The following is a 24,976-nucleotide window of genomic DNA, read 5'->3' as shown; positions in this document are numbered from 1 at the left end:
AAAGCCTAAAGGAGATATATGAAATGAAAGAACTCAATGACATTGAAGTCACCTGCGTTTCGGGTGGAACTCTTTCCGGCATGATCGTAGGCGCCGTCGACGGCGCCGCGACGGGCATGGCAATCGGCGGGAAATGGGGCGGTGCCGGCGGCTTCGGCTTCGGCGCTCTTTCCCAGTTGGTCGGCCTGATCGTGCCAACCGCCATGGGTGCTATTGCCGGGGGCACGGTCGGTCTCTTCACCAATGCAGAGACGGCTGTCGGTTACTTGGGCCAATACCGGGAAAACTTCGGTCCCGGTGATGTAGGCCGCACCACCATCTAATTAGAAAAGTCGCACTCCGGCACTTCATGCGTTTGAACTTTCGCAAGGGTGTCGGAGTGTCATGCAAGTATTATTCGAATCCAGGATCCAGCCACCATGTTTCGCCAGGAAGCCCTCGACGCCCAGCATGCCGGCGGCCTGGGCGAGATCGTGCTGATCCGCCCGGTCTCCTTCACTTTTCTCACCCTGCTGGCCGCGGCGATGGCGCTGCTGGTGGTGGGCTTCTTCCTGTTCGGCAGCTACACCAAGCGCAGCACCGTCAGCGGCCAATTGGTGCCCGCCAGCGGCCAGGTCAAGGTGCACGCACCGCAGGCCGGCATCGTGCTGCGCAAGTTCGTCCAGGAAGGCCAGGCGGTACGACGCGGCGAGCGCCTGATGGTGCTTTCCAGCGAACGCTACGGCAGCGATGCCGGCCCGGTGCAGGCCGGTATCAGCAGGCGCCTGGAACAACGCCGCGACTCCCTGCGCGACGAACTGGAAAAGCTTCGCCGCCTGCAAGACGACGAGCGCGACAGCCTGACCAGCAAGGTCGCCAGCCTGCAGCGCGAACTCACCACCCTCGCCGCCCAGACCGACAGCCAGCGACGCCTGCTGGCGCTGGCCAGCGACGCCGCCGCGCGCTACCAGGGGCTGATGGACAAGGGCTACATCTCCATGGACCAGTTGCAGCAGCGCCAGGCCGAGCTGCTCGGCCAGCGCCAGACCCTGCAAGGCCTGGAGCGCGAACGCACGTCGCTGCGGCAGCAGTTGACCGAGCGCCGCAACGAACTCGCCGGGCTTTCCGCGCGCCAGGCCAACCAGCTCGCGGAAACCCGCCGCCAGCTCAGCGCGGTGGAGCAGGACCTGGCCGAAAGCGAAGCCAAGCGCACCTTGCTGGTCACCGCGCCGGAGAGCGGCATCGCCACCGCCGTGCTCGCCGAAGCCGGGCAGACCGTCGACAGCTCGCGTCCGCTGCTGAGCATCGTTCCCGCCGACACCCCGTTGCAGGCCGAACTCTACGCGCCGAGCAAGTCCATCGGTTTCATCCGGCCGGGCGACGCGGTGCTGATCCGCTACCAGGCCTATCCGTACCAGAAGTTCGGCCAGTACCACGGCAAGGTGCAGTCGATCTCCCGCGCCAGCGTCTCCTATGCCGAGCTTTCCAGCATGGTCGGCGGCGTACCGGGGCTCGGCCAGGATGGCGAGCAGCTGTACCGGCTGCGGGTAACCCTCGACGACCAGGCGGTGACCGCCTACGGCCAGCCGCGTCCGCTGCAGAGCGGCATGCTGCTGGACGCCGACATCCTCCAGGACACCCGGCGCCTCTACGAATGGGTGCTGGAACCGCTCTACAGCCTGACCGGCAAACTCTAGGAACGACCCATGGCCTTTCTCGACGCTCTCGCCCTGCGCCTGGGCCGCCGCCTGCCGCTGGTGCTGCAGACCGAAGCCACCGAATGCGGCCTGGCCTGCCTGGCGATGATCGCCGGCTACCACGGCCACCATACCGGCCTGATGGAACTGCGCCGGCGCTTCTCCGTATCGCTCAAGGGCATCTCCCTCAAGCAACTGATCCAGACCGCCCACCGCCTCGGCCTGGGCACCCGCGCGGTGAAGCTCGACCTCGGCGACCTCGGCAAGCTCAAGCTGCCCTGCGTGCTGCACTGGAACTTCAACCACTTCGTCGTGCTCAAGGCGGTCGACGGGCGCGGCGCGGTGCTCCACGACCCCGCCCACGGCCAGCGCCGGCTGGGCCTGGAGGAAGTCTCGCGGAGCTTCACCGGGGTAGCCCTGGAACTCTGGCCGGAGAGCGGCTTCGAGAAACAGGAGGCGCCGCCGCGGATCAAGCTGCTGGGCATGCTCGGCAAGGTCACCGGGCTGTACCGCTCGCTGGCCCAGGTGCTGCTGCTCGCCGGCGCGCTGGAAGTGTTCTCGCTGATCAGTCCGTTCTTCCTGCAATGGACCATCGACAACGTCATCGTCAGCGAAGACCGTGACCTGCTCAGCACCCTGGCCATCGGCTTCGGCCTGTTGCTGCTGATGCAGCAGGCGGTCAGCGGGGTGCGCGCCTGGGTGATGATGCACATGAGCACCCTGCTCGGCGTGCAGTGGCAGGCCAACGTCTTCAGCCACCTGCTGCGGCTGCCCGCGCAGTATTTCGAGAAGCGCCACCTGGGCGACGTGGTGTCGCGCTTCGGCGCGGTGAACAGCATCCAGCAGACCCTCACCGCGGCCTTCCTCTCGGCGGTGCTGGACGGCCTGATGACCGTCGCCACCCTCGGCATGATGCTGCTCTACAGTCCGCCGCTGGCGGCCATCGCCATCGCCGCCATGAGCCTCTACGCCCTCGGTCGCTGGATCTGGTACCGGCCGTTGCGCAACGCCACCGAGGAGCAGATCGTCCACGCCGCGCGCCAGCAGAGCCACTTCCTCGAGACGGTGCGCGGCATCCGCCCGCTGAAGCTGTTCCAGCGCCAGGACGAGCGCCGCTCGGTATGGCTCGGCCTGCTGGTGGAACAGATCAACGCCGGCCTGCGTACGCAGAAGCTGCAACTGTTCTACCAGCAGCTCAACGGCCTGCTGTTCGGCGTGGAGAACCTGCTGGTGATCTGGCTCGGCGCGACCATGGTGATGGACGGCCAGTTCAGCGTCGGCATCCTGATGGCCTTCAACGCCTACAAGTCGCAGTTCGACAGCCGCGTCGGCAGCCTGATCGACAAGTTCTTCGAGCTGCGCATGCTCCAGTTGCAGGGCGAGCGCCTGGCCGACATCGTGCTCCAGGCCCCGGAGGTCAGCCACGGCGACATCCTCCCGGAGAACCTCCGCGAGCGCGAGGCGAGCATCGAGATCCAGGGCCTGCGCTACCGCTACGCGGAACAGGAGCCCTGGGTCCTCGACGGCCTCGACCTGCGCATCGCCGGCGGCGAGTCGGTGGCCATCGTCGGCCCCTCGGGCTGCGGCAAGAGCACCCTGTTCAACGTCCTGCTGGGCATCCTCCCGCCAGTGGAGGGACAGATCCGCATGGCCGGCCTGGACCTTGCGCAACTGGGCCTGGACGGCCTGCGCGAACTGGTCGGCACGGTGCTGCAGGACGACGTGCTGTTCGCCGGTTCGCTCAGCGACAACATCAGTTTCTTCGACCCGCAACCGGACATGCCCTGGCTGCTGCAGTGCGCGCAGATGGCTGCCATCCACGATGACATCCAGGCCATGCCGATGGGCTACAACACCCTGGTCGGCGACATGGGCACGGTGCTCTCCGGCGGCCAGAAGCAGCGGGTGATGCTGGCCCGGGCGCTGTACAAGAAGCCGCGCATCCTGTTCCTCGACGAAGCCACCAGCCATCTCGACGTACACTGCGAACAGCGGGTCAACGCCGCCATTCGCGCGCTGCGCATCACCCGCATCATGGTCGCCCATCGGCCCGAGACCATCGCCTCGGCGGACCGCGTGATAGTCCTCGGCCAGGGCAAGGTAAGCCTCGACGAAAGCACCGCGCGCCTGGCCGAACGCCAGGCCGCCGCGGCGCGGGAGCAGGCCTGATGCGTGCCCTCGCCGGCCTGTTGTGCGGCCTGCTCGGCCTGGTTCCCGGCGCCGCCGCCTACGAGCCGGACGTGTTCGGCACCGCCGGCCAGGTCGCCGGCCAGGCGGTCTACGACCTCGGCGGCAGCGGTTTGCCCTGCCGCGGCGGGCCGCCACCGACCGAGCTGAGCCTGGAGGAAGCCATCGAGCGGATCCTCTGCCACGACCCACAGACCCGCCTCGCCTGGGCCAATGCCAAGGCCCAGGCGGCCCAGGTCGGGATCGGCAAGTCCGCCTACCTGCCGCGCCTGGACGGCCGTCTCGACGCCAGTCGCGGCTACAGCGACATGGATTATCGCGATGCCCCCTACCTCTCCGGCGACGGCCATCGCCACCGGCGTGGCGCCAGCCTCCAATTGAGCTGGGTGCTGTTCGACTTCGGCCGCCGCAGCGCCGCCCTGCGCAACGCCCAGCAGTTGCTGCTGGCGGCCAACGCCAGCCAGGACGCGACCCTGCAGAACACCTTCGCCCTCGCCGCCCAGGCCTACTACGACGCCCTCGCCGCCCAGCGCAGCCTGGCCGCCTCGCGGCAGGTCGCGGAGCTGGCGGCGCAGAACCTGGAAGCCGCCGACGCCAAGTACCGGGCCGGCGCCGCCGCCCTTTCCGATCGCCTGCAGGCGCAGACCGCGCTGTCCCAGGCGAGCCTCGCCCAGGTCCGCGACGAAGGCGCCCTGAGCAACGCCCTCGGCGTCATCGCCCTGCGCATGGGCCTGGCGCCGGATACCCCGCTGCGCCTCTCCGGCGAGCTGGAGGCGCAACCCGACACCGGCTTCGTCAAGGCCATCGACGAGATGCTCGCCGAAGCCCGCCGCGAGCATCCGGCGCTGCTCGCCGCCCAGGCGCGGCTGAAAGCCGCCGCCGCCTCGGTGGAGGAAAGCCGCGCCGCCGGCCGGCCGAGCCTGGCGCTGAGCGCCAACCTGGCACGCAGCCATAGCGACCAGGCGATGGCGTTCAACGGCGATACCCGCGAACGCGACCGCAGCATCGGCCTGCAACTGAACATCCCGTTGTTCGAAGGCTTCGAACGCACCTACCAGGTCCGCAACGCCCTGGCCCGCCGCGAAGCCAGCGAAGCGGAGCTGGCCGACACCGAGCAGCAGGTTTCGCTGGAGGTGTGGAACAACTACCAGTCGCTCAGCGTCGAGACCCGCAGCCTGGCGCGCACCCGCGAACTGGTCGAACAGTCGCGGCAAAGCCTGGAGGTGGTGCAGGGCCGCTACCGCTCAGGGGTCGGCAGCATGATCGAGCTGCTCAACGCCCTGACCGCCTACGCCAGCGCCGAGGACCAGCACATCCGCGCCCTCGGCAACTGGCAGACCTCGCGTCTGCGACTGGCGGCGAGCCTCGGTCGCCTGGGTTTCTGGAGCCTGCGCTGAAAAGCCCGGGAAGCGCCGCCGCTCTCTACCTCTCGCGCTTGTCCGGCTGGCCGCCATCGCGCAGGATGCACCCAGCCCCCGCGACGAGAGACCGCATGATCGACGACATCCGCTACCTGATCGTATTCGCCAAGATCGCCGAGACCGGCTCCGTCTCCGGCGGCGCCGAGGCGCTGGGCCTGAGCGCCGCGACCGCCAGCCTGCACCTGTCCAGGCTGGAACGGAACCTGGGCCGTGCGCTGCTCTACCGCAACAGCCGCAAGCTGTCGCTGACCCAGGACGGCACGCAGTTGCTGGACACCGCCCGCTCCATGCTGGAACTCTACGAGAAGGGCTTCATCGAGTTCCGCCAGCGCGCCGTCTCGACCCGCAACAGCCTGCGCATCTCGATGCCCGCGGTGTTCGTCAACGGCGACTTCACCCGTCACCTGGCAGCCTTCATCGAGGAGCATCCCGACCTCGACCTCGGCATCGCCTGCGACGACAGCCGCCACGACATCATCGGCGACGGCATCGACATCGCCTTCCGCATCGGCGACCTGCCGGACAGCTCGCTGAAGGCCCGTCACCTGTTCCTGCTGCCGCGCCAGGTAGTGGCGGCACCGGCATTCCTGGCCCGGCACGCGCCGCTGGAACACCCGCGCGACCTGCAGCGGCTGGAATGGATCGGGCTCGGCATGCGCCCCGACAGCCGGCTATTCCGTCATGCGCGGGACGACGAGGAGGTACGCGTCGACTACACCGCGCGGGTGCGCGTCGACAGCGTCGAAGCCTCCTGCCGCCTGGCCCGCCTCGGCGTCGGCCTGGCCGCGCCGCCGACCTACCTGAGCGACAAGCCGATCCGCCGCGGCGAGTTGCGCGCGGTGCTGCCGGAATGGCGCCTGGAGCCGTTGAAGGTGTATGCGGTGTGGCCGCCCAACGTACCCGCCAGCAGCATCGCCTATACCCTCATCAATCGCCTCTACGAGGCCTTCAATCCGGGCTAGCGGCGAGCTCCAGGTAGAGCATGTAGCCAGCGGTCAGCACCAGGGTGCCGCCCATCGCCCGATTGAACAGGCGCACCCGCCGGGGGCTGTCGAGCAGCAGCGCCACGCGGTCACCGAGCAGTGCCCAGGCGGCCAGCGAGAGGTAGCAGACCACCAGGTAGATGGCCATGAAGACCAGCAGCGGCGCGTGCGTGCTCGGGCTGGCGAACAAGGCCACGCCGGAAGCGCAGGCGATCCAGGCCTTGGGATTGAGCCATTGCAGGAGCACGCCCTGGAAGAACCCGGGGACCCCGTTTTCCTCCAGGGCCAGGCGTGGATCCGCGGTGGCGATGCGGTAGCCCACATGAGCGATGAACGCCGCGCCGGCCATCCCCAGGTAGTCGAAGAAGCGCGGGTAGGCCTCGATCGCGCGGACGAACCAGAAGCCGACGAAGGCCAGCAGCAGGACGAAGCCGAGGGTGGCGCCGGTGACGAACGGCAGGGTCCGGCGGAAACCATGGTTGGCGCCGGAAGCGACGATGGTCAGGTTCACCGGACCGGGGGAAATCGACAGGCTCAGGGAGAACGCGCCCATGGCGAGCAGCAGGGCTAGCGGCATGGGTCGAACTCCCCGGTCGGATTGCGGGCTGGCTGGTGCGGGGCGGGCATGGGTTTCCTCCGTAGGCTCCTGGCGGGGCGCGACCGAACGGGTTGCGCCGCTGCCCGGAACGCTACAGGGAAAGCCCACCGGCATTAACGGGGCAAGGCTCAAGGCTGGTTTTGATTTTCCGCGCTTGACGACTGCGCCGGCCGCCGGCGCACCTCAGTCGTCCGCCTGGCCCGGCATGCGGATGCCATGCCGGCGCACCCGCCGATACAGGGTCGCTCGCGAGATACCCAGTTCCCGCGCCGCGGCCATGGGTTTCCAGCGATGCCGCACGAGGGCGTCGAGCAGGGCGTCGCGCTCCGGACCGCCGCCGCTCTCGCACGCACTGGTCGGTGTCCGGCCTTCGCCACGCAGCTCTGCCGGAAGGTCGGCGAGTTGCAGGGTGGCGCCGCCGCACAGCGCGCAGGCGTAGCGCAACACATGCCGCAACTGGCGGACATTGCCCGGCCAGCGATAGCCGAGCAGGCATTCCAGGGCTGCCTCGCCGAGTTCGATGCGTACGCCGCAGTGCGCGGTTTCCTCGTCGAGGATGCGCCGGATCAGCGCCAGCCGGTCGCTGCGTTCGCGTAGCGGCGGCAGTTCGAAGCGAGCGCCGCCGAGGCGGAAGTAGAGATCCTCGCGGAAGCCGCCGGCCGCCACCAGCGCCGCCAGGTCGCGGTGGGTGGCGCAGATCACCTGGATATCCACAGCCTGCCGGCGCGCAGCCCCCAGCGGCGCCACCTCGCCCTCGGCCAGCACGCGCAGCAGGCGGGTCTGCAGGCCCAGCGGCATGTCACCGATCTCGTCGAGGAACAGGGTACCGCCATCGGCCTGCTGGAGCAGGCCGCGCATCCCTTTCGCCGCCGCGCCGGTAAAGGCTCCGCCAACGTAGCCGAACAGCTCGCTCTCGATCAGGCTTTCGGGAATCGCCGCGCAGTTGAGCGCGACGAAGGGTTTGTCGCGACGGGCGCTGGCCTGGTGCAACTGGCGGGCGAAAACCTCCTTGCCGGCGCCGGTCTCGCCCTGGATCAGCACCGGCAGGTTGCGGTCCTTGACCCGCACCGCCAGGCGCAGGCTTTCGGCGATGCGCGGGTCGAGCGCAGCGTCGTCGGGCACCTCGCGCTCCAGCCGCCGCGCCTTGGCCCGCGGCGCGCTGAGACGCACGTGCAGCTCGCCGGCCTGGCCGCGCAGCAGGCACGGCGCCTGGTCGGCGGCGGCGTGCAGGGCGTCGAGGTCGAACACCTCGCCGATGTGGCTCGGCACCTGCCCCAGGCGCTGCCGCAGGTAGTGCCGCGCCGCCGGGTTCAACGCCAGCAGGCGCCCATCGGCGTCCCAGGCGAACAGGTAGTCCGGCTGGCTGTCGACGTAGCCCGGCGCACGGTGCGCGCGCAGCACCCAATGGCCCTGGGCGCTGTGCATGAAGAAGGCGTTCTCGATCTCCCGCGCGCTCTGCGCCACCATCTGCCGGATCAGATGCTGGCTACGGCGGTCGTCCGGCGATTGCACGGCGGAAACGTCGAGCACACCGAGCAACTCGCCCTGCGGATCGAAGACCGGCGCCGCGGAACAGGTCAGGTCGATGAAGGCGGCGCGGAAGTGATCGCGCTTGTGCACCGTCACCGCAGTCCTGTCGGTGAGTACGGCGGCCACCCCGCAGGTGCCCTCCTCGCCTTCCGACCAGCAGGTGCCGAGATACAGCCCGGCCTTGCGGCAGTCGTTGCGGATGGTCGACTCGACACGGTAGTCGATGGTCCGCCCCTGGGCATCGGTGAGCAGTACGCAGTAGTCGGCATCGCGCACCCGTCCATGCAGTCGCGCCACCTCTTCGCTGGCGATGCGCAGGAACAGTTCGGAACGCTCGCGACATTCGTCGAGGAGGGTCTGCGAGAGAATCCGCGGCCCTTGCAGGGACCCCGGGTCGAGACGGTGCTGCTCCATGGAGCGGCGCCAGGAGTCGAGGATCGGCGTCGGCACCGGCGCCTGCGGCAGGCGCGCGGCGTTCCTCAGGACACGGCTGACACAGTCCACATGGTCCTTCGAGTGTGCGGAAAGCATGGGGCCTCCGTTGCTCGGCATCTTGTTGTTGTGCCGCCCATTAAGCGCCCATCGGCGACCCTCGACAAGCGCCGGGCCGCCACAGCCGACGACTGAGACGGAGCGTCTCAGCGTCTCGCCGGGAACCCGTGCGCGATGACATGGGTTGTCTCGCCGGACGTCGCCCCGGCGGTCGCCGGCCTTCCCATGCCGGCGCTCTACGACGGGCCTTCCGGCCGCCACGCCGCAACCTGGCATCGGCCTTGCTCCAGCCACGGCGACGGCAGGGCGGACTGTCCGCTCCTCCCAACGCCCTGCCGCATACACCTACAAGAACAATCAGAGGTGAAGCATGCACGCTACGTCGTCCGACGATTTCTCCCTGTCTTCCCGGGTCGCGCTGGTGACCGGCGCCGGACGCGGCATCGGCCGGGGCATCGCCCTCGCCCTGGCGCGCGCCGGCGCCGACGTGGCGGTGGCCGACCTCGATCCGCAGGTCGCCGAGGAAACCGCCGCCGCGATCCGCAGCCTCGGTCGCCGCAGCCTGGCCCTTGGGGTCGACGTCAGCGACGGCGACAGCGTCCGGGCGATGGTCGAGCGGGTCGCCACGGAGTTCGGCCGGCTCGACGTGGCGGTGAACAATGCCGGGGTGATCAGCATCCGCAAGGTCGCCGAACTCAGCCTCGCCGACTGGGACCGGGTGATGAACGTCAACGCCCGCGGCGTGTTCCTCTGCTGCCAGGCCGAACTGCCGCTGATGCAGGCGCAGCGCTGGGGGCGGATCGTCAACCTGTCATCGATCGCCGGCAAGGTCGGTCTCCCCGACCTCGCCCACTACTGTGCCTCGAAGTTTGCCGTGATCGGTTTCAGCAATGCCCTGGCCAAGGAGGTCGCGCGCGACGGGGTGACGGTCAACGCGCTCTGCCCGGGAATCGTCGGCACCGGAATGTGGCGCGGCGAGGACGGCTTGTCGGGCCGCTGGCGGCAGGCCGGCGAAAGCGAGGCGCAGTCCTGGGAACGCCACCAGGCCAGCCTGCTGCCCCAGGGCGAGGCGCAGACCGTCGAAGACATGGGCCAGCTCGTCGTCTACCTGGCCTGCGCGCCGCACGTCACCGGCCAGGCCATCGCCGTCGACGGCGGATTCTCGCTATGACCCCGCCCTCGCCGATCGTCGGCATCATCGCCAACCCGGCCTCCGGTCGCGACCTGCGTCGCCTCACCGCCCATGCCGGGCTGCACTCCAGCACCGACAAGGCATCGGTGGTGCAACGCCTGCTCGCCGCCTTCGGCGCCACTGGCATCCGCCATGCGTTGCTGCCGCCGGACATGACCGGCATCGCCGCCGCCGTGCTCCGGGCCAGCCAGACCCGCCAGGCCCGCGACGGCCACTGGCCGTTCCTGGAGTTCCTCGACATGCCGCTGCGCCAGAGCGTCGAGGATACCCGCCTGGCGGCGCGGCGCATGGTCGAGCGCGGCGTGGCGCTGATCGCCGTGCTCGGCGGCGACGGCACGCACAAGGCAGTGGCCGCCGAGGTCGGCGACGTCCCCCTGCTGGCGCTGTCCACCGGGACCAACAACGCCTTCCCGGAGCTGCGCGAAGCCACCGGCGCGGGGCTCGCCGGCGGCCTCTGCGCCAGCAACCGGGTGCCGCCGGAGATCGGCCTGCGACGCAACAAGCGCCTGCTGGTGCGCGAGCCGCGCCGCGGGCTCTGCGAGTGGGCGCTGGTGGACGTCGCGGTGTCGCCGCAGCCGTTCATCGGCGCCCGCGCCATCAGTCGCGCCGAAGACCTCGCCGAAGTCTTCGTCAGCTTCGCCGAACCCCACGCCATCGGCCTTTCGGCGCTTTGCGGACTGTGGTCGCCGGTGAGCCGCGAGGAGCCCCACGGCGCCTGGATGCGCCTGCATCCGGACGCCCGCGAGAGCCTGCTGGTGCCGCTGGCGCCGGGCCTGCTGGTGGGCTGCGGGGTCTCTGCCGCCGGCTACCTGCAACCCGGCGTGGCCCACGCACCGAGCCTGTCCAGCGGGACCCTGGCGCTGGACGGAGAGCGCGAGATCGAGTTCAGCGCCACCGACCGCCCGAGCATCACCCTCGACCCTTCCGGCCCGTTCAGCGTCGATGTGCCGGCCACCCTCGCCTACGCCGCCCGCCACCGCCTGCTGGCCGGCCAGCGAACCCCGATGACCCCGTGAAGACAACCTGGAGAACAACAAGATGTCCACTCTGAGCACCGACCAACTGCTCCATGCCTACCGCGTGATGCGCACCATCCGCGCCTTCGAGGAACGCCTGCACGTCGAGTTCGCCACGGGCGAGATACCCGGCTTCGTCCACCTCTACGCCGGCGAGGAAGCCTCCGCCGCCGGCGTGATGGCGCACCTGCGCGACGACGACTGCATCGCCTCCACCCATCGCGGCCACGGCCACTGCATCGCCAAGGGCGTAGACGTGCACGGCATGATGGCGGAAATCTATGGCAAGAAGACCGGGGTCTGCCAGGGCAAGGGCGGCTCCATGCATATCGCCGACCTGGAGAAAGGCATGCTCGGCGCCAACGGAATCGTCGGCGCCGGCGCGCCGCTGGCCGCCGGCGCCGCGCTGGCGGCCAAGCTGAAAGGCAGCGATGCGGTGGCGGTGGCCTTCTTCGGCGATGGCGGCTCCAACGAAGGCGCGGTGTTCGAGGCGATGAACCTGGCCGCGGTGTGGAACCTGCCGTGCCTGTTCGTCGCCGAGAACAACGGCTATGCCGAGGCCACCGCGGCCAACTGGTCGGTGGCCTGCGACCACATCGCCGACCGCGCCGCCGGTTTCGGCATGCCCGGGGTGACCGTCGACGGCTTCGACTTCTTCGCCGTCCACGAGGCTGCCGGCGCCGCCATCGAGCGCGCCCGCGCCGGCGAGGGGCCGTCGCTGATCGAAGTCAAGCTGACCCGCTACTACGGACACTTCGAGGGCGACGCACAGACCTACCGCGATCCCGACGAAGTAAAGCACTACCGGGAAACCCGCGACTGCCTCAAGCAGTTCCGCGAACGCACCTGCCACGCCGGCCTGCTCTCCGCCAGCGACCTGGACGCCATCGACGCCGAGGTCGAGGCGCGCATCGAGGATGCCGTGCAGCGCGCGAAGAACGATCCCAAGCCGGAGCCGGACGACCTGCTGCGCGACGTCTACGTGTCCTATCCCTGAGCCGCCCGAAAACAAGAACGAGGAGAACCATCATGGCGAGAAAGATCAGCTACCAGCAGGCCATCAACGAGGCGCTGGCCCAGGAAATGCGCCGCGACCCGAGCGTCTTCATCATGGGCGAAGACAATGCCGGCGGCGCCGGCGCGCCCGGCGAGGACGACGCCTGGGGCGGCGTGCTGGGGGTCACCAAGGGCCTCTACCACCAGTTCCCCGGCCGTGTGCTGGATACCCCGTTGTCAGAGATCGGCTATGTCGGCGCCGCGGTCGGCGCCGCCACCCGCGGCATGCGCCCGGTGTGCGAACTGATGTTCGTCGACTTCGCCGGTTGCTGCCTGGACCAGATCCTCAACCAGGCCGCCAAGTTCCGCTACATGTTCGGCGGCAAGGCGGTCACCCCGCTGGTGATCCGTACCATGGTCGGCGCCGGCCTGCGCGCCGCCGCCCAGCATTCGCAGATGCTCACTTCGCTATGGACCCACATCCCCGGCCTCAAGGTGGTCTGCCCGTCGTCGCCCTACGACGCCAAGGGCCTGCTGGTCCAGGCGATCCGCGACAACGACCCGGTGATCTTCTGCGAGCACAAGCTGCTCTATTCGATGCAGGGCGAGGTACCCGAGGAGCTGTACAGCGTACCCTTCGGCGAGGCGAACTTCCTCCGCGACGGCGACGACGTCACCCTGGTGACCTACGGCCGCATGGTCCACCTGGCGCTGGACGCCGCCGCCAGCCTGGCGCGCCAGGGCATATCCTGCGAAGTACTGGACCTGCGCAGCACCAGCCCGCTGGACGAGGACAGCATTCTCGAAAGCGTGGAAAAGACCGGCCGCCTGGTAGTGGTCGACGAAGCCAACCCACGCTGCTCGATGGCCACCGACATCGCCGCGCTGGTCGCCGAACGGGCCTTCTCCGCGCTGCGCGCGCCGATCCGCCGGGTCACCGCGCCCCATACGCCGGTGCCTTTCTCCGACGCCCTGGAAGACCTCTACATCCCCGACGCGGCGAAGATCGAGGCAGCCGTGCGCCAGGCCCTGGAAGGGAGGGACGCGGCATGAGCCGGATCCATACACTGACCATGCCCAAGTGGGGCCTGTCGATGACCGAGGGTCGGGTGGACGCCTGGCTCAAGGAAGAGGGCGCGCATATCGAGAAAGGCGACGAGGTGCTCGACGTGGAGACCGACAAGATCTCCAGCAGCGTCGAGGCGCCCTTCTCGGGCGTGCTGCGGCGCAAGGTGGCGCGCGAGGACGAGACCCTGGCGGTCGGCGCGCTGCTCGGCGTGGTGGTCGAGGGCGAGGCGAGCGACGAGGAGATCGACGCACTGGTGCAACGCTTCCAGGCCGAATTCGTACCCGCCGACGAGGACGCTGGGGATAGCGGACCGGCACCGCGGAAAGTCGAGCTGGACGGGCGCCTCCTGCGCTATTTCGACCGCGGCGAGGGCGATCCGGCGCTACTGCTGATCCACGGTTTCGGTGGCGACCTGAACAACTGGTTGTTCAACCACGAGGCGCTGGCCGCCGAGCGGCGGGTGATCGCTCTAGACCTGCCGGGCCACGGCGAGTCCGGCAAGGCCCTGGTGCGCGGCGACCTCGATGAACTCAGCGGCAGCGTGCTGGCCCTGCTCGACCACCTCGACCTGGAACAGGTACACCTGGCCGGTCACTCCATGGGGGGAGCGGTGGCGCTGAACTGCGCGCGCCTGGCGCCGCAGCGGGTGCTGTCGCTGAGCCTGATCGGCAGCGCCGGCCTCGGCGAGGAGATCAACGGCGACTACCTGCGCGGCTTCGTCGAGGCGGCCAACCGCAACGCGTTGAAGCCGCAACTGGTGCAGTTGTTCTCCGACCCCGCGCTGGTCACCCGGCAGATGCTCGAGGACATGCTCCGCTACAAGCGCCTGGAAGGCGTCGATGCGGCCCTGCGCCAGTTGCTGGACAACCTGTTCGCCGACGGTCGCCAGCGCAACGACCTGCGTGCCGTGGCGAGCGAGGGCCGCCAGCCGGTCCTGGCGATCTGGGGCAGCGATGACGCGATCATCCCGGCGCGGCATGCCGAGGGCCTGCCAGCCCAGGTGGAGATCATTCCCGGACAGGCGCACATGGTGCAGATGGAAGCCGCCGAGCAGGTCAACCGCCTGCTGCTCGACTTCCTCCGCCAGCTTTGAGGAGACGACCGACATGAACAGTTCCCCGCAAGCCAACGCGGCGATGCGCGCCGCCGTCTGGCACGGCCGCCACGATATCCGCGTGGAAGACGTGCCGCTCCCGGCCGAGCCGCCGCCCGGCTGGGTGCAGATCCGTGTGCACTGGTGCGGCATCTGCGGCTCCGACCTGCACGAATACCTGGCCGGCCCGGTATTCATCCCCGTGGAGGCGCCGCACCCGCTCACCGGCCTCAAGGATCAATGCATCCTCGGCCACGAGTTCAGCGGCGAAATCGTCCGCCTCGGCAACGGCGTGACCGGCTTCGCCGTCGGCCAGGCGGTCGCCGCAGACGCCTGCCAGCATTGCGGCACCTGCTACTACTGCCGGCATGGGCTGTACAACATCTGCGAGAACCTGGCCTTCACCGGGCTGATGAACAACGGCGCCTTCGCCGAATACGTCAACGTACCGGCCAACCTGCTCTACGCCCTGCCGGCCGGATTTCCCAGCGAGGCCGGCGCGCTGATCGAGCCGCTGGCGGTGGGCATGCACGCGGTGAAGAAGGCCGGCAGCCTGCTCGGGCAGAACGTGGTAGTGGTCGGCGCCGGCACCATCGGCCTGAGCACCATCATGTGCGCGCGCGCCGCCGGCGCGGCACAGGTGATCGCCCTGGAGATGTCCTCGGCGCGCAAGGCCAAGGCCCTGGAGGTCGGCGCCAGCCAGGTGCTCGACCCCTCGCGGTGCGACGCCCTAGGCGAAATCCGCGCCCTCACCGGCGGGCTTGGCGCCGACGTCAGCTTCGAATGCATCGGCAACAAGCACACCGCCAAGCTGGCCATCGATGCCATCCGCAAGGCCGGCAAATGCGTGCTTGTGGGAATCTTCGAGGAGCCCAGTGAATTCAATTTCTTCGAGCTGGTTTCCACCGAGAAGCAGTTGCTCGGGGCCCTCGCCTACAACGGCGAGTTCGCCGACGTGATCGCCTTCATAGCCGACGGCCGCCTCGACATCGCACCGCTGGTGACCGGTCGCATCGGCCTGGAAGAAATCGTCGAGCGCGGTTTCGAAGAGTTGGTGAACAACAAGGAGCACAACGTGAAGATCATCGTCTCGCCGGGCGGCTGACGCTTCAGCCCTTGTCGCGCTTGCGACACAGCCCCGCGGCCGGCGGGGCTTGCTTTACGAAACGCAGAGACGCGGGCGGAGGCTCAGAACCACTTGTCGTTGCGCTTGCGCCGCACCCTCAGCAGCGACGGCAGGATCAGCCCGGCGAACAGGCCGGCGCCGGCGATGCTGCCGCCGTAGACCATGTAGCGCATCAGCACCTGCTTGTTCTCGTCGCCCAGTTGCGCCTGCACCGCACGCAGGTCGGAGCGGGCCTTGCCGAGCTCGGCGTCCAGGTTGCTGCGCGCCGCCTGCAATTCGTCGATCAGCTTCTTGCGCGTGTCGAGGGTTTCCTGCATGCCCTGCACGCGGGTCTTCCAGGTGTCGTTGATGCCGTCCAGCTCGGCGGTCAGGGCGGCCACCTTCTGTTCCAGTTGCGGCAGGCGCTCGGCCTGGCCGGGAACCTCCTGCAAGTCGCGGCTGGGAATCCACACGGTGCTGCCGTTCTCGCCGCGCACCTGGCTGTAGTTGCCCTGGGTGCCAAGCAGCTCGACCTTCTGCCCGGAGGTGAGGGTGCCGACGATGCGATAGCCATCGGTGGGGCCGCTGCGCACGAAAGTGGTCAGGCTGTCGCTCACCCAGCGCGCGTTGCCGGTCGCCTCCTCGGCCTGCGCCGGGGCGCCGGCCGCCAGCAGGCCGCCGAGCAGGCAGGCTCCGATGACGCGGTTCTGGAACGGGGAAAGAGCGGCGGGGATGCGACGGGATAGGGACATGGCAATCTTCACATGGCGAGAGAACGAAACCCGCAAAGGGGAGCGAAAAAGCCGGCCAGTCGAATTGTTATGGACAAGCGCGCGACCGGGGCGGGGCTACCGCATGGCCAAGGGCCATGCGCCCGGCCCGGTTGGGCCGACGGCTGACAGACAGCGCTCGGGGCGATTGAGTTCACTCGTTTCCGCAGGAATGGATGGATGGTTGTAACAGCAGAATGCCAGGCCTGCCGACGGCCAGCGCTGCCCAGGCTGCGACCTGTCCGGATGATCCCCGGGGTACGACGGTATCTACGCCAAGGCAGAGGCTCCCTCGCCTGTACCACGTCCCACCGGTCGGATGGCGTGCTGCGATACAGCGGGCCCGTCAGGCGGCCAATCCGCAGGCGGTCACTCGCTCGCCATCGCCGCCAGGACGCGGCCGTCGCCGGCCCTTTCCATCATTCCTCTGCCAGGTGCCCGGCGAAGGTAGTGGCGCTGTAGCGCTCGCGGAACAGCCCCTTTTCCACCAGGCGCGGCACCACCTGTTCGAGGAACAGCCGCAGCGAGCCGACCGAGCCTCCCGGCGCGGCGATGAAACCATCCATGGCGCCGGCGGCGGCCCAGTCGACGATCTGCTCGACGGCATCGTCCACCGTACCGATGACCTGCCAGTGCGCCGCGGAAACCACCTCGGGGCGCAGCAGCAACTGGTCCAGGCGTAACGTCTCGCGCTCGATCAGGCGCCGCAGCAGGTCAGTGTGGGTGCGGCTGCCGGGGTTGGCCACCGGCGGCGGCAGGTCGGCCGCGGAAATCGGCCGGTCCAGCGGCCAGTCGCTGAGGTCGAGGCCGAGCATCTGCCTGATCGTGGCGAACTTGCGCGTGCGGTCCAGGCGCGCGTGGGTCTGCATGAAGATTTCCCGCGCCTCCTCGCGGCTCTCCGCCAGGTACAGGCTGAAGCCCGGCAGCAGGCGCACGTCGCGCGGCGAGCGACCGTGGCGTTCGGCGCGGCAGGAAAGGTCGCGGCGCAGTTCCAGGGCAGCCTCCTTGTCCGGGGTCGGCGCGAACACCAGGTCGGCCACCGAGGCGGCGAAGTCGCGCCCGCTCTCGGAGGCGCCGGCCTGCACCAGGGGAATCCGCGCCTCGCCGAAGGCCGGCAGGTTGAGCGGTCCCTTGACCTTGAGGAATTCGCCGTCGTGGTCGACCGGGTGCACCCGGGAAACGTCGGCGTAGCGGCCGCTCTCGCGGTCGACCAGGAGTGCCTCGCGGGGGAAGCTGTCCCACAGGTCGTGCACCAGCCGGGTGAACTCGGCGGCGCGCGCGTAGCGCTGCTCCGCATCGGGCATCGCGTCCAGGCCGAAGTTCTCGTGGCCCTGCAGCGCGGTGACGATGTTCCAGCCGGCGCGGCCGTTGCTGATCCAGTGCAGCGATTGCAGCTGCCGGGCCACCACGTAGGGCGGATAGAACGTGGTGGAGACCGTCGACACCAGGCCGATCCGCGAGGTTTCGCGGGCGACCGCGGCAAGCAGTACGGTGGGATCCAGGCTGGCGAAGCCGGAGCCGGTCTCCAGCACGTCCAGTGGCAGGCTGCTGACGTCCGGGCGAAACACGAAGTCGAGGTGGGCGGCTTCGGAGCGCCTGGCGATGTCGACGGCGAAATCGCTGCCGAAGATGCCTTCGATATTGCTGTCGGGGCGCCGCCAGGCATCGCCGCTGAGCCAGGTGGGGGCCAGCGACATGCCGATGTGCAGGCGTTTCGGGGTACTCATCGTGCCAATCTCCTGTATGGGCTCTGGGGCTGGGCCGGCCCTGCGCGGGGCCGGCTTCTCGGGGCGCCTAGAAGGTGCCCTTGATGCCGATGCCGAGGGTCCGCGGCTGCGTCATGCTCGCCTCGATGCCGCCGATCCCCCGGTTTTCCTGCATGTAGGTGGGCGAGCGGTCGTCGAACACGTTCTTCACGTAGCCATAGAGCTGCACCTGGTCGTTGAAGCGGTAGCTGGCGCGGGCGTCGGTGAGGGTGTAGGCCTTGATCGAGTAGGCCTTGGTGTTGGCGGTGTCCGAGTAGTAGCCGTCCAGGTAGCGCACCTGGGCGTTCAGGTTGAGGCGCTCGGTGACGTCCCAGCTCGGTCCGAAGCTGAGGGTATAGCCCGGCGAGCGGGCGAACTCGTTGTGCTCGTAGCCGGTATTGCCGGACATCTCGTCGATCCGGGTGCGTAGCACGCCGGCGCTGGCCTTCAGCCGCAGGTCGTCGCGCAGGCGATAGTCGAGGTCCAGCTCCATGCCGTAGGCGTGGGCCTTCTCGGCGTTGATGGTGTACGACTGCGCCACCCCCGGCGAAACCACCACCGGGATGTTGTACTGGGCGTCCTTGAAATCCATGAAGAACAGGTTGCCGTTCAGCACCAGGCGGCCGTCGAGCAGGCTGGCGCGGGTGAACAGTTCGTAGTTCCAGATGGTTTCTTCCTTGAAGTAGGCCCAGTTGCGGGTGGTCAGGTTGAGCGACACGCCGCCGGGGTTGTAGCCGCGGCTGACCAGGCCGCCGACGGTCCAGTCCGGGGTCGCGGCGAAGGCCAGGGAGACTTTCGGCAGGAAGGCCGAGAAGGTCTTCTGGTAGTCCAGCGGACGCGGCGCCAGCACCGAGTTGCCGCTGCGCTCGATGCGATCCTCCTGGTAGCGCAGGCCGGTGGTCAGGGTCCAGCGGTCGCTCAGGCGGTAGTTCAGCTCGCCGAACACACCGAGGTTCTTCTTCGTGTCGTCGAAGGCCGACAGCCCGCGCAGGTGCAGTGTCTCGTCGGTGCGGGTGCGGGCGTAGTAGACCCCGCCCATGCCACTGATCCGGTCCTCCTGCTCGCCGAAGCTGACCCGCGATTCGTTGGAGGCGTTCTTCTGGCGGATGTCGGCGTCGCCCTCGCCGCCCGCGCCGGTGGTGCGGTGCACCGAGGACAGCGAGTACTGCGCCTGGTTGAACAGGCGGATGCCGTTGTCGAGGTCATAGGCGACGTCGAGGATGCTGGTGTTGGTGTCCTGCTCCCAGCTGGGCATGGTGGTCGAGCGATGGTCGAGCTTGTCGAACGGGCGGGTCGCCGCTTCCTGGGTCGGACGGTTGCTGTCGTTGTGGGAGAAGGTGAACTTGCTCTCCAGGCCCGGAATTCCGCTGGGCAGCCAGAGCAGCTTGGCGCGCGCGTTGAGGGCGCGGAAGTCCTGGTCGGTGCCGCTGTCCTGGAACTTCGGGTTGTCGTAGTCGATGAAGGTGTCGCGGCCCGCGTAGTCCACCGCCAGGCGCCCGGCGAAGTCCTGCGCCAGCGGGCCGGACACTGCGATCGAGCTGCGCCGCGAATGGTAGCTGCCGATCTCCGCCTGGTAGGCAGCCTCGGGGCTGAAGGTCGGGTCCTTGGTGTTGACGATGATCGCCCCGGCGATGGCGTTGGCGCCCTGGGAGGTGGTCTGCGGGCCGCGGAACACCTCGATGCTGTCGACGTCCCAGACCGAGGTCGCGCCGAAGAACATCTCGTTGTAGTTCAGGTAGTGGCCATCGAGGTTGATCGTCGCCCGCGGCACTGTGCCGCCCCAGAACACGTTCTGCCCGTTGTTCGGGCCCTGGGTGTCCTGGCCGCGGATGATCGGCGCGCCCACCGAGTCGGTGTAGACCACGTTGGGACTGCCATTGATCACCTCGGCGACCGAGGCGTTGCCGGTCTGCTTGCGGTCGATGTCGCGGGCGCTGGTGAGCGATACCGAGGACGCCGTGTCCTTCAGCGAGCGTTCACGTTTCTCGCCGGTCACGACCAGCGCCTCGAGGGCGGCGGGTTCGTCCTCGGCGGGCGGGTTTTCCCGGGCCAGTGCCGATGGCGAGGCGAGCAGGGTGGACAGCGTGACGACGCCGATTCCCCGGTTGAGCGTGCGGTGCGTGCGGGCGTTCAAGGATCTTCTCCAAATGGGAATGACTCTCTTTTACATTCAGGCTATCACGCCACCAGAACATTCCTCAATGGGGAATAGATTCCTCATTGCGAAATATGAGATCTCCTACACCCGTCCCTTCCGCGGCGCCCCACCGCCCCGGGGAATCGGTATCATGGGCGCCGCCCGCGCCACCGCAGCGCGGACCGAAGCCTATGGATCAACCGTGGTGAGGAGACCGAGCCGTTGAATACTTCGCAGCCCCCGGCGGACGAGATGCCGGACGCCCCGGGCGAAAAGCGCTCCGGCACCATCCAGTCGGTGTCCATCGCCGCGCGCTTCCTGAAGACCCTGGCCAACGCCGAAGGCGAGCTGGCCCTCGGCGAAGTGGCCCGGCGCACCGGCACCGGCGGCTCCACCGCGCACCGCTACCTGCAGAGCCTGGTGAAGGAAGGCCTGGCCCGCCAGGACCCGCTCAGCGGTCTCTACGACCTCGGGCCGGCGGCGCTGAGCATCGGCATAGGCGCGCTGAAGCGGATCGACGCGGTGGATATCGCCGCCCGCCACATGAAGGCCCTGGCCCAACGGCATGCCGCCAGCGGCGGGGTGGCGATCTGGACCGAGCGCGGCCCGACCCTGGTGCGCTGGTACCGCAGCGCCTATTTCTCGATCAACCCGCTGGCCCTGGGCGATATCCTGCCCATCGACAATACCGCTTGCGGCCTGGTGTTCCAGGCCTTCCTGCCGAAGGCCGTGGTCGACGCCGCGCGCAAGCAGCAACCGGCGCACTTCCGCGGCAGCCCGCCGAGCCGCGCGCTGCTCGACGAGGTGCGTGAGCGCTGCTGGGCCGAACTGACCAGCCACCTGCTGTCGAATGTCACCGGCCAGGCGGCGCCGGTGTTCGACGCCCAGCAGGAGATCGTCTGCGCCATGACCACGGTGACCGATCTCGGCCAGTTGCAGTCGGCGGAAGACCGCGACGCGCTGTTCCACGAGGCGCTGCAGGTCAACCAGTCCACCGGTGGCCTGGTACTCCACCCCGGCATGCGGCCGCCGCCGCGCTGAGCCACCTCAGCCCGGCGCGTCGGCGGCGATCCCGCGCGGCACCAGCAGCGGCGTGCCGCTGACCGGGTCGGCGATGATCAACGAGCGCAAGCCGAACACCTCCTCCACCAGACGCTCGGTGAAGATATGCGCCGGCGCGCCCTCGGCGAGGATCGCGCCGTCACGCATGGCGATCAGGTGCGAGGCGTAGCGGCATGCCTGGTTGAGGTCGTGCAGCACGGCGACGATGGTGCGCCCCTGGCGATTCAGCTCGGCGAGCAGTTCGAGCAATTCGATCTGGTGGACGATATCCAGGTAGGTGGTTGGCTCGTCGAGCAGCAGCAACGGGGTTTCCTGCGCCAGCACCATGGCGATCCACACGCGTTGCCGCTGGCCGCCGGAGAGCGCATCGAGCGGTCGCTCGGCCAGGCCGTCGACCCGCGTGGCGCGTAACGCCGCCGCTACCGCGCGCTCATCCGCCGGCGACCACTGGCGCAGGAACGACTGGTGCGGATAGCGCCCGCGCGCCACCAGCTCGGCCACCGTGATGCCATCCGGCGCCAGCGCGCTCTGCGGCAGCAGGCCGAGACGCCGCGCCACTTCCCGTCCCGGCAGGCTGTGGATATCCCTGCCGTCCAGCACCACCCGGCCCTCGGCCGGCGCCAACAGGCGCGACAATGCCGCCAGCAGGGTCGACTTGCCGCAGGCGTTGGGCCCGACGATCACACTGAACGAACCCTCGGGGATGGCCAGCGAGAGATTCCGCGAAACGGTCCGCGCGTCGCGGCGCAAGGTCACGGCGTCCGCGTGCAGGCGATGGGTCATGGGAGGTTCCTGGATAAGAATGGCTCGAATATGTGGAATCGATTCTACATTATGGAATAGACTGTATGAGAAGCATTATCATATGAATCCGTCCGCCCGGCGTCCCCTACAGCGAAAACAGCCTTCATGCCGACCCGCCGCCGCTCCGCCCTGCCGTTACTCGCCCTCGCCCTGAGCCTGTTCGCCACCCTCGCCGCGGCCGGGGAGCCGAAGCCGGCGCGGATCGTCTCCACCACCCCGAGCGTCACCGGCATCCTGCTGGCGATGGACGCACCGCTGGTGGCCAGCGCCGCCACCACGCCAAGTCGCCTGACCGACGCCAAGGGCTTCTTCTCGCAATGGGCGAAGGTCGCCGACCAACGTGGCGTCGAGGTGCTCTACCGCAACCTGCGCTTCGACATCGAAGCGGTGATCGCCCAGGATCCGGACCTGCTGGTCGCCTCCGCCACCGGCGCCGACAGCGCCGCGCCATACCGTGCGGAGCTGGAGGCGCAGGGCGTACCGACGCTGGTGGTCGACTACTCGAAACACAGCTGGCAGGAACTGGCTACCGAGCTGGGCCGGCACACCGGCCTGGAACGCCAGGCGCAGGCCGCCATCCAGCGCTTCGACGCCTACACCGCCGAAGTCGCCGCGGCCATCGCGCCGCCGCAGGGCCCGGTCAGCGTGGTCGGCTACAACATCGCCGGCAGCTATTCCATCGGCCGCCAGGCCAGCCCCCAGGCACGCCTGCTCGAGGCCCTCGGCTTCCAGGTGGCGGAACTGCCGGAGGCGCTGGCGGGCAAGGTGACGCGCGCCTCGGACTTCCAGTTCATCTCGCGGGAAAACCTGCCCGCCGCCATCGCCGGCGACAGCGTGTTCCTGCTCGGCGCCAGCGACGACGACGTGCAGGCGTTCCTCGCCGACCCGGTACTGGCCAACCTGTCGGCGGTCCGCGAAAAGCGCGTGTACGCCCTGGGCCCCAGTTCCTTCCGCATCGACTACTACTCGGGACGGCAGATGATCGACAACGTCGCCCGCCATTTCCGCTGAGCCATGCGCCCGTTCGCCGGAAGTCCGCTCATGCAGGCGTCCCCGATGCGCCGCCGGCGCCTGCGCGCCTGGGGCCTGCTCGCCGGCGCGCTGCTGCTCGCGCTGGCGGCCCTGGCCAGCCTGGCGCTGGGCTCGCGGCCGGTGCCCCTGGCGGTCACACTGGACGCCCTGCAAGCCGTCGATCCGCACGATGATCGCCACCTGGTGGTACGCGAACTGCGCCTGCCACGCACCCTGGTGGCGCTGCTGGCCGGCGCGGCGCTGGGAGTGGCCGGCGCGCTGATGCAAGCGCTGACGCGCAATCCGCTGGCCGAACCCGGCCTGCTGGGGATCAACGCCGGCGCGGCGCTGGCGGTGATCGTCGGGGTCGCGCTGTTCGACCTGGCGAGCATGGGCCAGTACCTCGGTTGCGCCTTCCTCGGCGCCGGCCTGGCCGGCATCGCCGTATTCCTTCTCGGCCAGGCCCGCGAGACCGGCACCAACCCGGTGCGCCTGGTGCTGGCGGGTGCCGGCTTGTCAGTGATGCTCGCCTCGCTGACCGGGATCATCGTGCTGAACGCCCCGCCGGAAGTCTTCGACCGCTTCCGCCACTGGGCCGCCGGCTCGCTTTCCGGCAGCGGCTTCGCCCTGCTCGGATGGCCGGGCCTGGCCATCGGCGCCGGGCTGGCCGCCGCCTTCGCCCTCGCCGCCAGGCTCAATGCCCTGGCCCTGGGCCAGGAGATCGGCCGGGCGCTCGGCGTCGACCTGCGCCTGACCTGGCTGCTCGCCTGCCTGGCGGTGATGCTGCTGGCCGGCGCGGCGACCGCCCTGGCCGGGCCGATCGCCTTCGTCGGCCTGGTCGCCCCGCACCTCGCGCGACTGCTGGCCGGACCGGACCAGCGCTGGATCCTGCCTTTCTCGGCGCTGATCGCCGCCGGCCTGCTGCTCGGCGCCGACATCCTCGGGCGGCTGCTGGCGGCGCCGGCGGAGATCGCCGCCGGAATCGTCGCTTTGCTGCTCGGCGGACCGGCCTTCATCGTCCTGGTCAGGCGCTTCCGCCTGAGCCGCCTGTGAACGGTCTCCACGCCCTGCGCCTGGGCTCCCTGTCGCTGCGTTGGCGGCCACGGGCGGCGCTGGCCTGCCTGGTCCTCGCGGGGGTCGGACTGGCGCTGGCGGCGGCGCTGCTGGGGACCGGCAGCCTGGCGCTGGGCCCGGCAGAGGTGTTCGCCAGCCTGCTCGGCCAGGGCCAGGACCCCACCGCCCAGCGCATCGTCCAGCGCGTACGCCTGCCACGGGTGCTCACCGCCTGCCTGGTCGGCGCCGCGCTGGGCATGGCCGGGGCGATCTTCCAGTCGATCTCGCGCAATCCGCTGGGCTCGCCCGACGTCATCGGTTTCACCACCGGCGCCGCCAGCGGCGCCATCGTGCAGATCATCCTGTTCGATGCCGGCCCGCTGGCCACCTCGCTGGCGGCGCTGGCCGCCGGCCTCTGCACGGCGCTGGCGGTGGTGCTGCTGGCGCGCCGGGGCGCCACCGCCGGCGGCTACCGCCTGGTGCTGGTGGGCATCGGTGTCGGCGCCAGCCTGTCGGGTCTGAACAGCCTGCTGCTGGTCACCGGCAACCTCGACCAGGCGATGTACGCCCAGCTCTGGCTGGCCGGCTCGCTGAACACCCGGACCTGGTCGCACGTCGTCCCGGCAGCGCTGGGCCTGCTCGCCAGCGTGCCGCTGGCGCTGTACCACGGTCGTCGCCTGGAAGTGCTGGAGCTGGGCGATGCCAGCGCCGCCCAGCTCGGCGTGGCGGTGGAGCGCGTGCGCTTGCAGATGGTCATGGTCGCCGTCGGCATGACCGCCATCGCCACCGCCGCGGCCGGCCCCATCGCCTTCATCGCCCTGGCCGGCCCGCAACTGGCCCGGCGCCTGACCCGCTCGGCCGGGGTGCCGTTGCTGTCCGGCGCATTGATGGGCGCGGTCCTGCTGCTGGCCGCCGACCTGCTCGGCCAGCGCCTGGCATACGTCGCCAACCTGCCGATCGGCCTGATGACCGGCCTGCTCGGCGGTTTCTACCTGCTCTGGCTACTGCTGCGCAGCCGCCGGATCTGAAGCCCCGG

At 69.3% G+C, this 24,976-nt stretch carries 21 protein-coding genes; 15 read left to right on the top strand and 6 right to left on the bottom strand.

Translation table 11 applies throughout. From position 1 onward, the window contains the following. The first annotated feature begins 23 nt into the window (after positions 1–23). The 5 genes from FHW81_RS00360 to FHW81_RS00340 all read left to right on the top strand — a co-directional run bounded on the left by FHW81_RS00360 (position 24) and on the right by FHW81_RS00340 (position 6,246). Complete coding sequence (locus tag FHW81_RS00360; protein WP_003093484.1) at positions 24–323, top strand: DUF5862 family protein; 300 nt, start codon at positions 24–26, stop codon at positions 321–323. 96 nt (positions 324–419) lie between these two features. Then, positions 420–1,676 carry an HlyD family secretion protein gene (locus FHW81_RS00355; protein ID WP_004351723.1) on the top strand — a complete coding sequence of 419 codons (1,257 nt, stop codon included), beginning with the start codon at positions 420–422 and terminating at the stop codon, positions 1,674–1,676. Positions 1,677–1,685: 9 nt separating this feature from the next. Next, the gene (locus tag FHW81_RS00350) at positions 1,686–3,845 is read left to right on the top strand and encodes a peptidase domain-containing ABC transporter (RefSeq protein WP_003105688.1); all 2,160 of its coding nucleotides are present in this window, start codon (positions 1,686–1,688) and stop codon (positions 3,843–3,845) included. After that, positions 3,845–5,260: a TolC family protein gene (locus FHW81_RS00345; protein WP_003118187.1), complete on the top strand. Its 1,416-nt coding sequence runs from the start codon at positions 3,845–3,847 to the stop codon at positions 5,258–5,260. Before FHW81_RS00350 ends, FHW81_RS00345 begins: the two co-directional genes overlap by 1 nt. A 95-nt stretch (positions 5,261–5,355) precedes the next feature. Beyond that, positions 5,356–6,246: a LysR family transcriptional regulator gene (locus tag FHW81_RS00340; protein WP_151896904.1), complete on the top strand. Its 891-nt coding sequence runs from the start codon at positions 5,356–5,358 to the stop codon at positions 6,244–6,246. Here FHW81_RS00340 and FHW81_RS00335 read toward each other — a convergent pair. Together FHW81_RS00335 and FHW81_RS00330 are read right to left on the bottom strand one after the other, a co-directional pair. After that, the gene (locus tag FHW81_RS00335) at positions 6,233–6,844 is read right to left on the bottom strand and encodes a LysE family translocator (RefSeq protein WP_034013372.1); all 612 of its coding nucleotides are present in this window, start codon (positions 6,842–6,844) and stop codon (positions 6,233–6,235) included. The two genes, FHW81_RS00340 and FHW81_RS00335, sit on opposite strands and share 14 nt — an antisense overlap. Positions 6,845–7,048: 204 nt before the next feature. Further along, complete coding sequence (locus tag FHW81_RS00330) at positions 7,049–8,926, bottom strand: sigma-54-dependent Fis family transcriptional regulator (RefSeq protein ID WP_034013370.1); 1,878 nt, start codon at positions 8,924–8,926, stop codon at positions 7,049–7,051. 331 nt (positions 8,927–9,257) lie between these two features. Here FHW81_RS00330 and FHW81_RS00325 point away from each other — a divergent pair, with 331 nt between their 5' ends. From FHW81_RS00325 to FHW81_RS00300, 6 genes are read left to right on the top strand one after another with little or no spacing between them, the layout of a single operon-like run. After that, entirely contained in the window at positions 9,258–10,058 is an 801-nt protein-coding gene (locus tag FHW81_RS00325) for an SDR family NAD(P)-dependent oxidoreductase (RefSeq protein WP_003104791.1), read from the top strand. Next, positions 10,055–11,095, top strand: a complete 1,041-nt coding sequence (locus tag FHW81_RS00320; protein WP_003112999.1) for an ATP-NAD kinase family protein — start codon at positions 10,055–10,057, stop codon at positions 11,093–11,095. The genes FHW81_RS00325 and FHW81_RS00320 overlap by 4 nt, the downstream gene beginning before the upstream one ends. A gap of 22 nt (positions 11,096–11,117) precedes the next feature. Continuing rightward, a complete protein-coding gene (locus FHW81_RS00315) occupies positions 11,118–12,092 on the top strand; it encodes a thiamine pyrophosphate-dependent dehydrogenase E1 component subunit alpha (RefSeq protein ID WP_003093507.1) in 975 nt (324 codons plus the stop codon). Positions 12,093–12,124: 32 nt separating this feature from the next. Next, positions 12,125–13,144, top strand: coding sequence for an alpha-ketoacid dehydrogenase subunit beta (locus FHW81_RS00310; protein WP_003104786.1), 1,020 nt, complete (start codon positions 12,125–12,127; stop codon positions 13,142–13,144). Beyond that, positions 13,141–14,253, top strand: coding sequence for an acetoin dehydrogenase dihydrolipoyllysine-residue acetyltransferase subunit (locus FHW81_RS00305; RefSeq protein ID WP_009877081.1), 1,113 nt, complete (start codon positions 13,141–13,143; stop codon positions 14,251–14,253). Before FHW81_RS00310 ends, FHW81_RS00305 begins: the two co-directional genes overlap by 4 nt. Before the next feature lie 43 nt (positions 14,254–14,296). After that, complete coding sequence (locus tag FHW81_RS00300; protein ID WP_003104781.1) at positions 14,297–15,358, top strand: 2,3-butanediol dehydrogenase; 1,062 nt, start codon at positions 14,297–14,299, stop codon at positions 15,356–15,358. Between the two features lie 83 nt (positions 15,359–15,441). On the opposite strand, the gene FHW81_RS00295 is transcribed toward FHW81_RS00300, so the two are convergent. The 3 genes from FHW81_RS00295 to FHW81_RS00285 form a co-directional block, all read right to left on the bottom strand. Beyond that, positions 15,442–16,110 carry a TIGR04211 family SH3 domain-containing protein gene (locus FHW81_RS00295; RefSeq protein WP_003104779.1) on the bottom strand — a complete coding sequence of 223 codons (669 nt, stop codon included), beginning with the start codon at positions 16,108–16,110 and terminating at the stop codon, positions 15,442–15,444. Positions 16,111–16,547: 437 nt separating this feature from the next. Continuing rightward, positions 16,548–17,855, bottom strand: a complete 1,308-nt coding sequence (locus tag FHW81_RS00290) for an NtaA/DmoA family FMN-dependent monooxygenase (RefSeq protein ID WP_411311289.1) — start codon at positions 17,853–17,855, stop codon at positions 16,548–16,550. A gap of 67 nt (positions 17,856–17,922) precedes the next feature. Next, a complete protein-coding gene (locus FHW81_RS00285; protein WP_003118182.1) occupies positions 17,923–20,007 on the bottom strand; it encodes a TonB-dependent receptor in 2,085 nt (694 codons plus the stop codon). A gap of 255 nt (positions 20,008–20,262) precedes the next feature. Between FHW81_RS00285 and FHW81_RS00280 the strand changes: the two genes are divergently transcribed. Continuing rightward, positions 20,263–21,051 carry an IclR family transcriptional regulator gene (locus tag FHW81_RS00280; protein WP_003119004.1) on the top strand — a complete coding sequence of 263 codons (789 nt, stop codon included), beginning with the start codon at positions 20,263–20,265 and terminating at the stop codon, positions 21,049–21,051. 6 nt (positions 21,052–21,057) lie between these two features. Here the strand turns inward: FHW81_RS00280 and FHW81_RS00275 are convergent, their stop codons facing one another. Beyond that, complete coding sequence (locus FHW81_RS00275; RefSeq protein ID WP_003093530.1) at positions 21,058–21,855, bottom strand: ABC transporter ATP-binding protein; 798 nt, start codon at positions 21,853–21,855, stop codon at positions 21,058–21,060. A 126-nt stretch (positions 21,856–21,981) separates the two neighbouring features. Between FHW81_RS00275 and fepB the strand changes: the two genes are divergently transcribed. The 3 genes from fepB to FHW81_RS00260 are packed head-to-tail and all read left to right on the top strand — an operon-like array spanning position 21,982 to position 24,968. After that, a complete protein-coding gene (gene fepB / locus FHW81_RS00270; RefSeq protein WP_003093531.1) occupies positions 21,982–22,887 on the top strand; it encodes a Fe2+-enterobactin ABC transporter substrate-binding protein in 906 nt (301 codons plus the stop codon). Between the two features lie 30 nt (positions 22,888–22,917). Continuing rightward, complete coding sequence (locus FHW81_RS00265) at positions 22,918–23,940, top strand: FecCD family ABC transporter permease (RefSeq protein ID WP_003118181.1); 1,023 nt, start codon at positions 22,918–22,920, stop codon at positions 23,938–23,940. Then, entirely contained in the window at positions 23,937–24,968 is a 1,032-nt protein-coding gene (locus FHW81_RS00260) for a FecCD family ABC transporter permease (protein WP_003118180.1), read from the top strand. The genes FHW81_RS00265 and FHW81_RS00260 overlap by 4 nt, the downstream gene beginning before the upstream one ends. Positions 24,969–24,976: the final 8 nt, after the last annotated feature.

This window comes from Pseudomonas sp. RC10-4-2 (assembly GCF_050433085.1).
GTDB lineage: Bacteria > Pseudomonadota > Gammaproteobacteria > Pseudomonadales > Pseudomonadaceae > Pseudomonas > Pseudomonas aeruginosa.
This window is presented reverse-complemented; position numbering and strand designations above follow the sequence as displayed.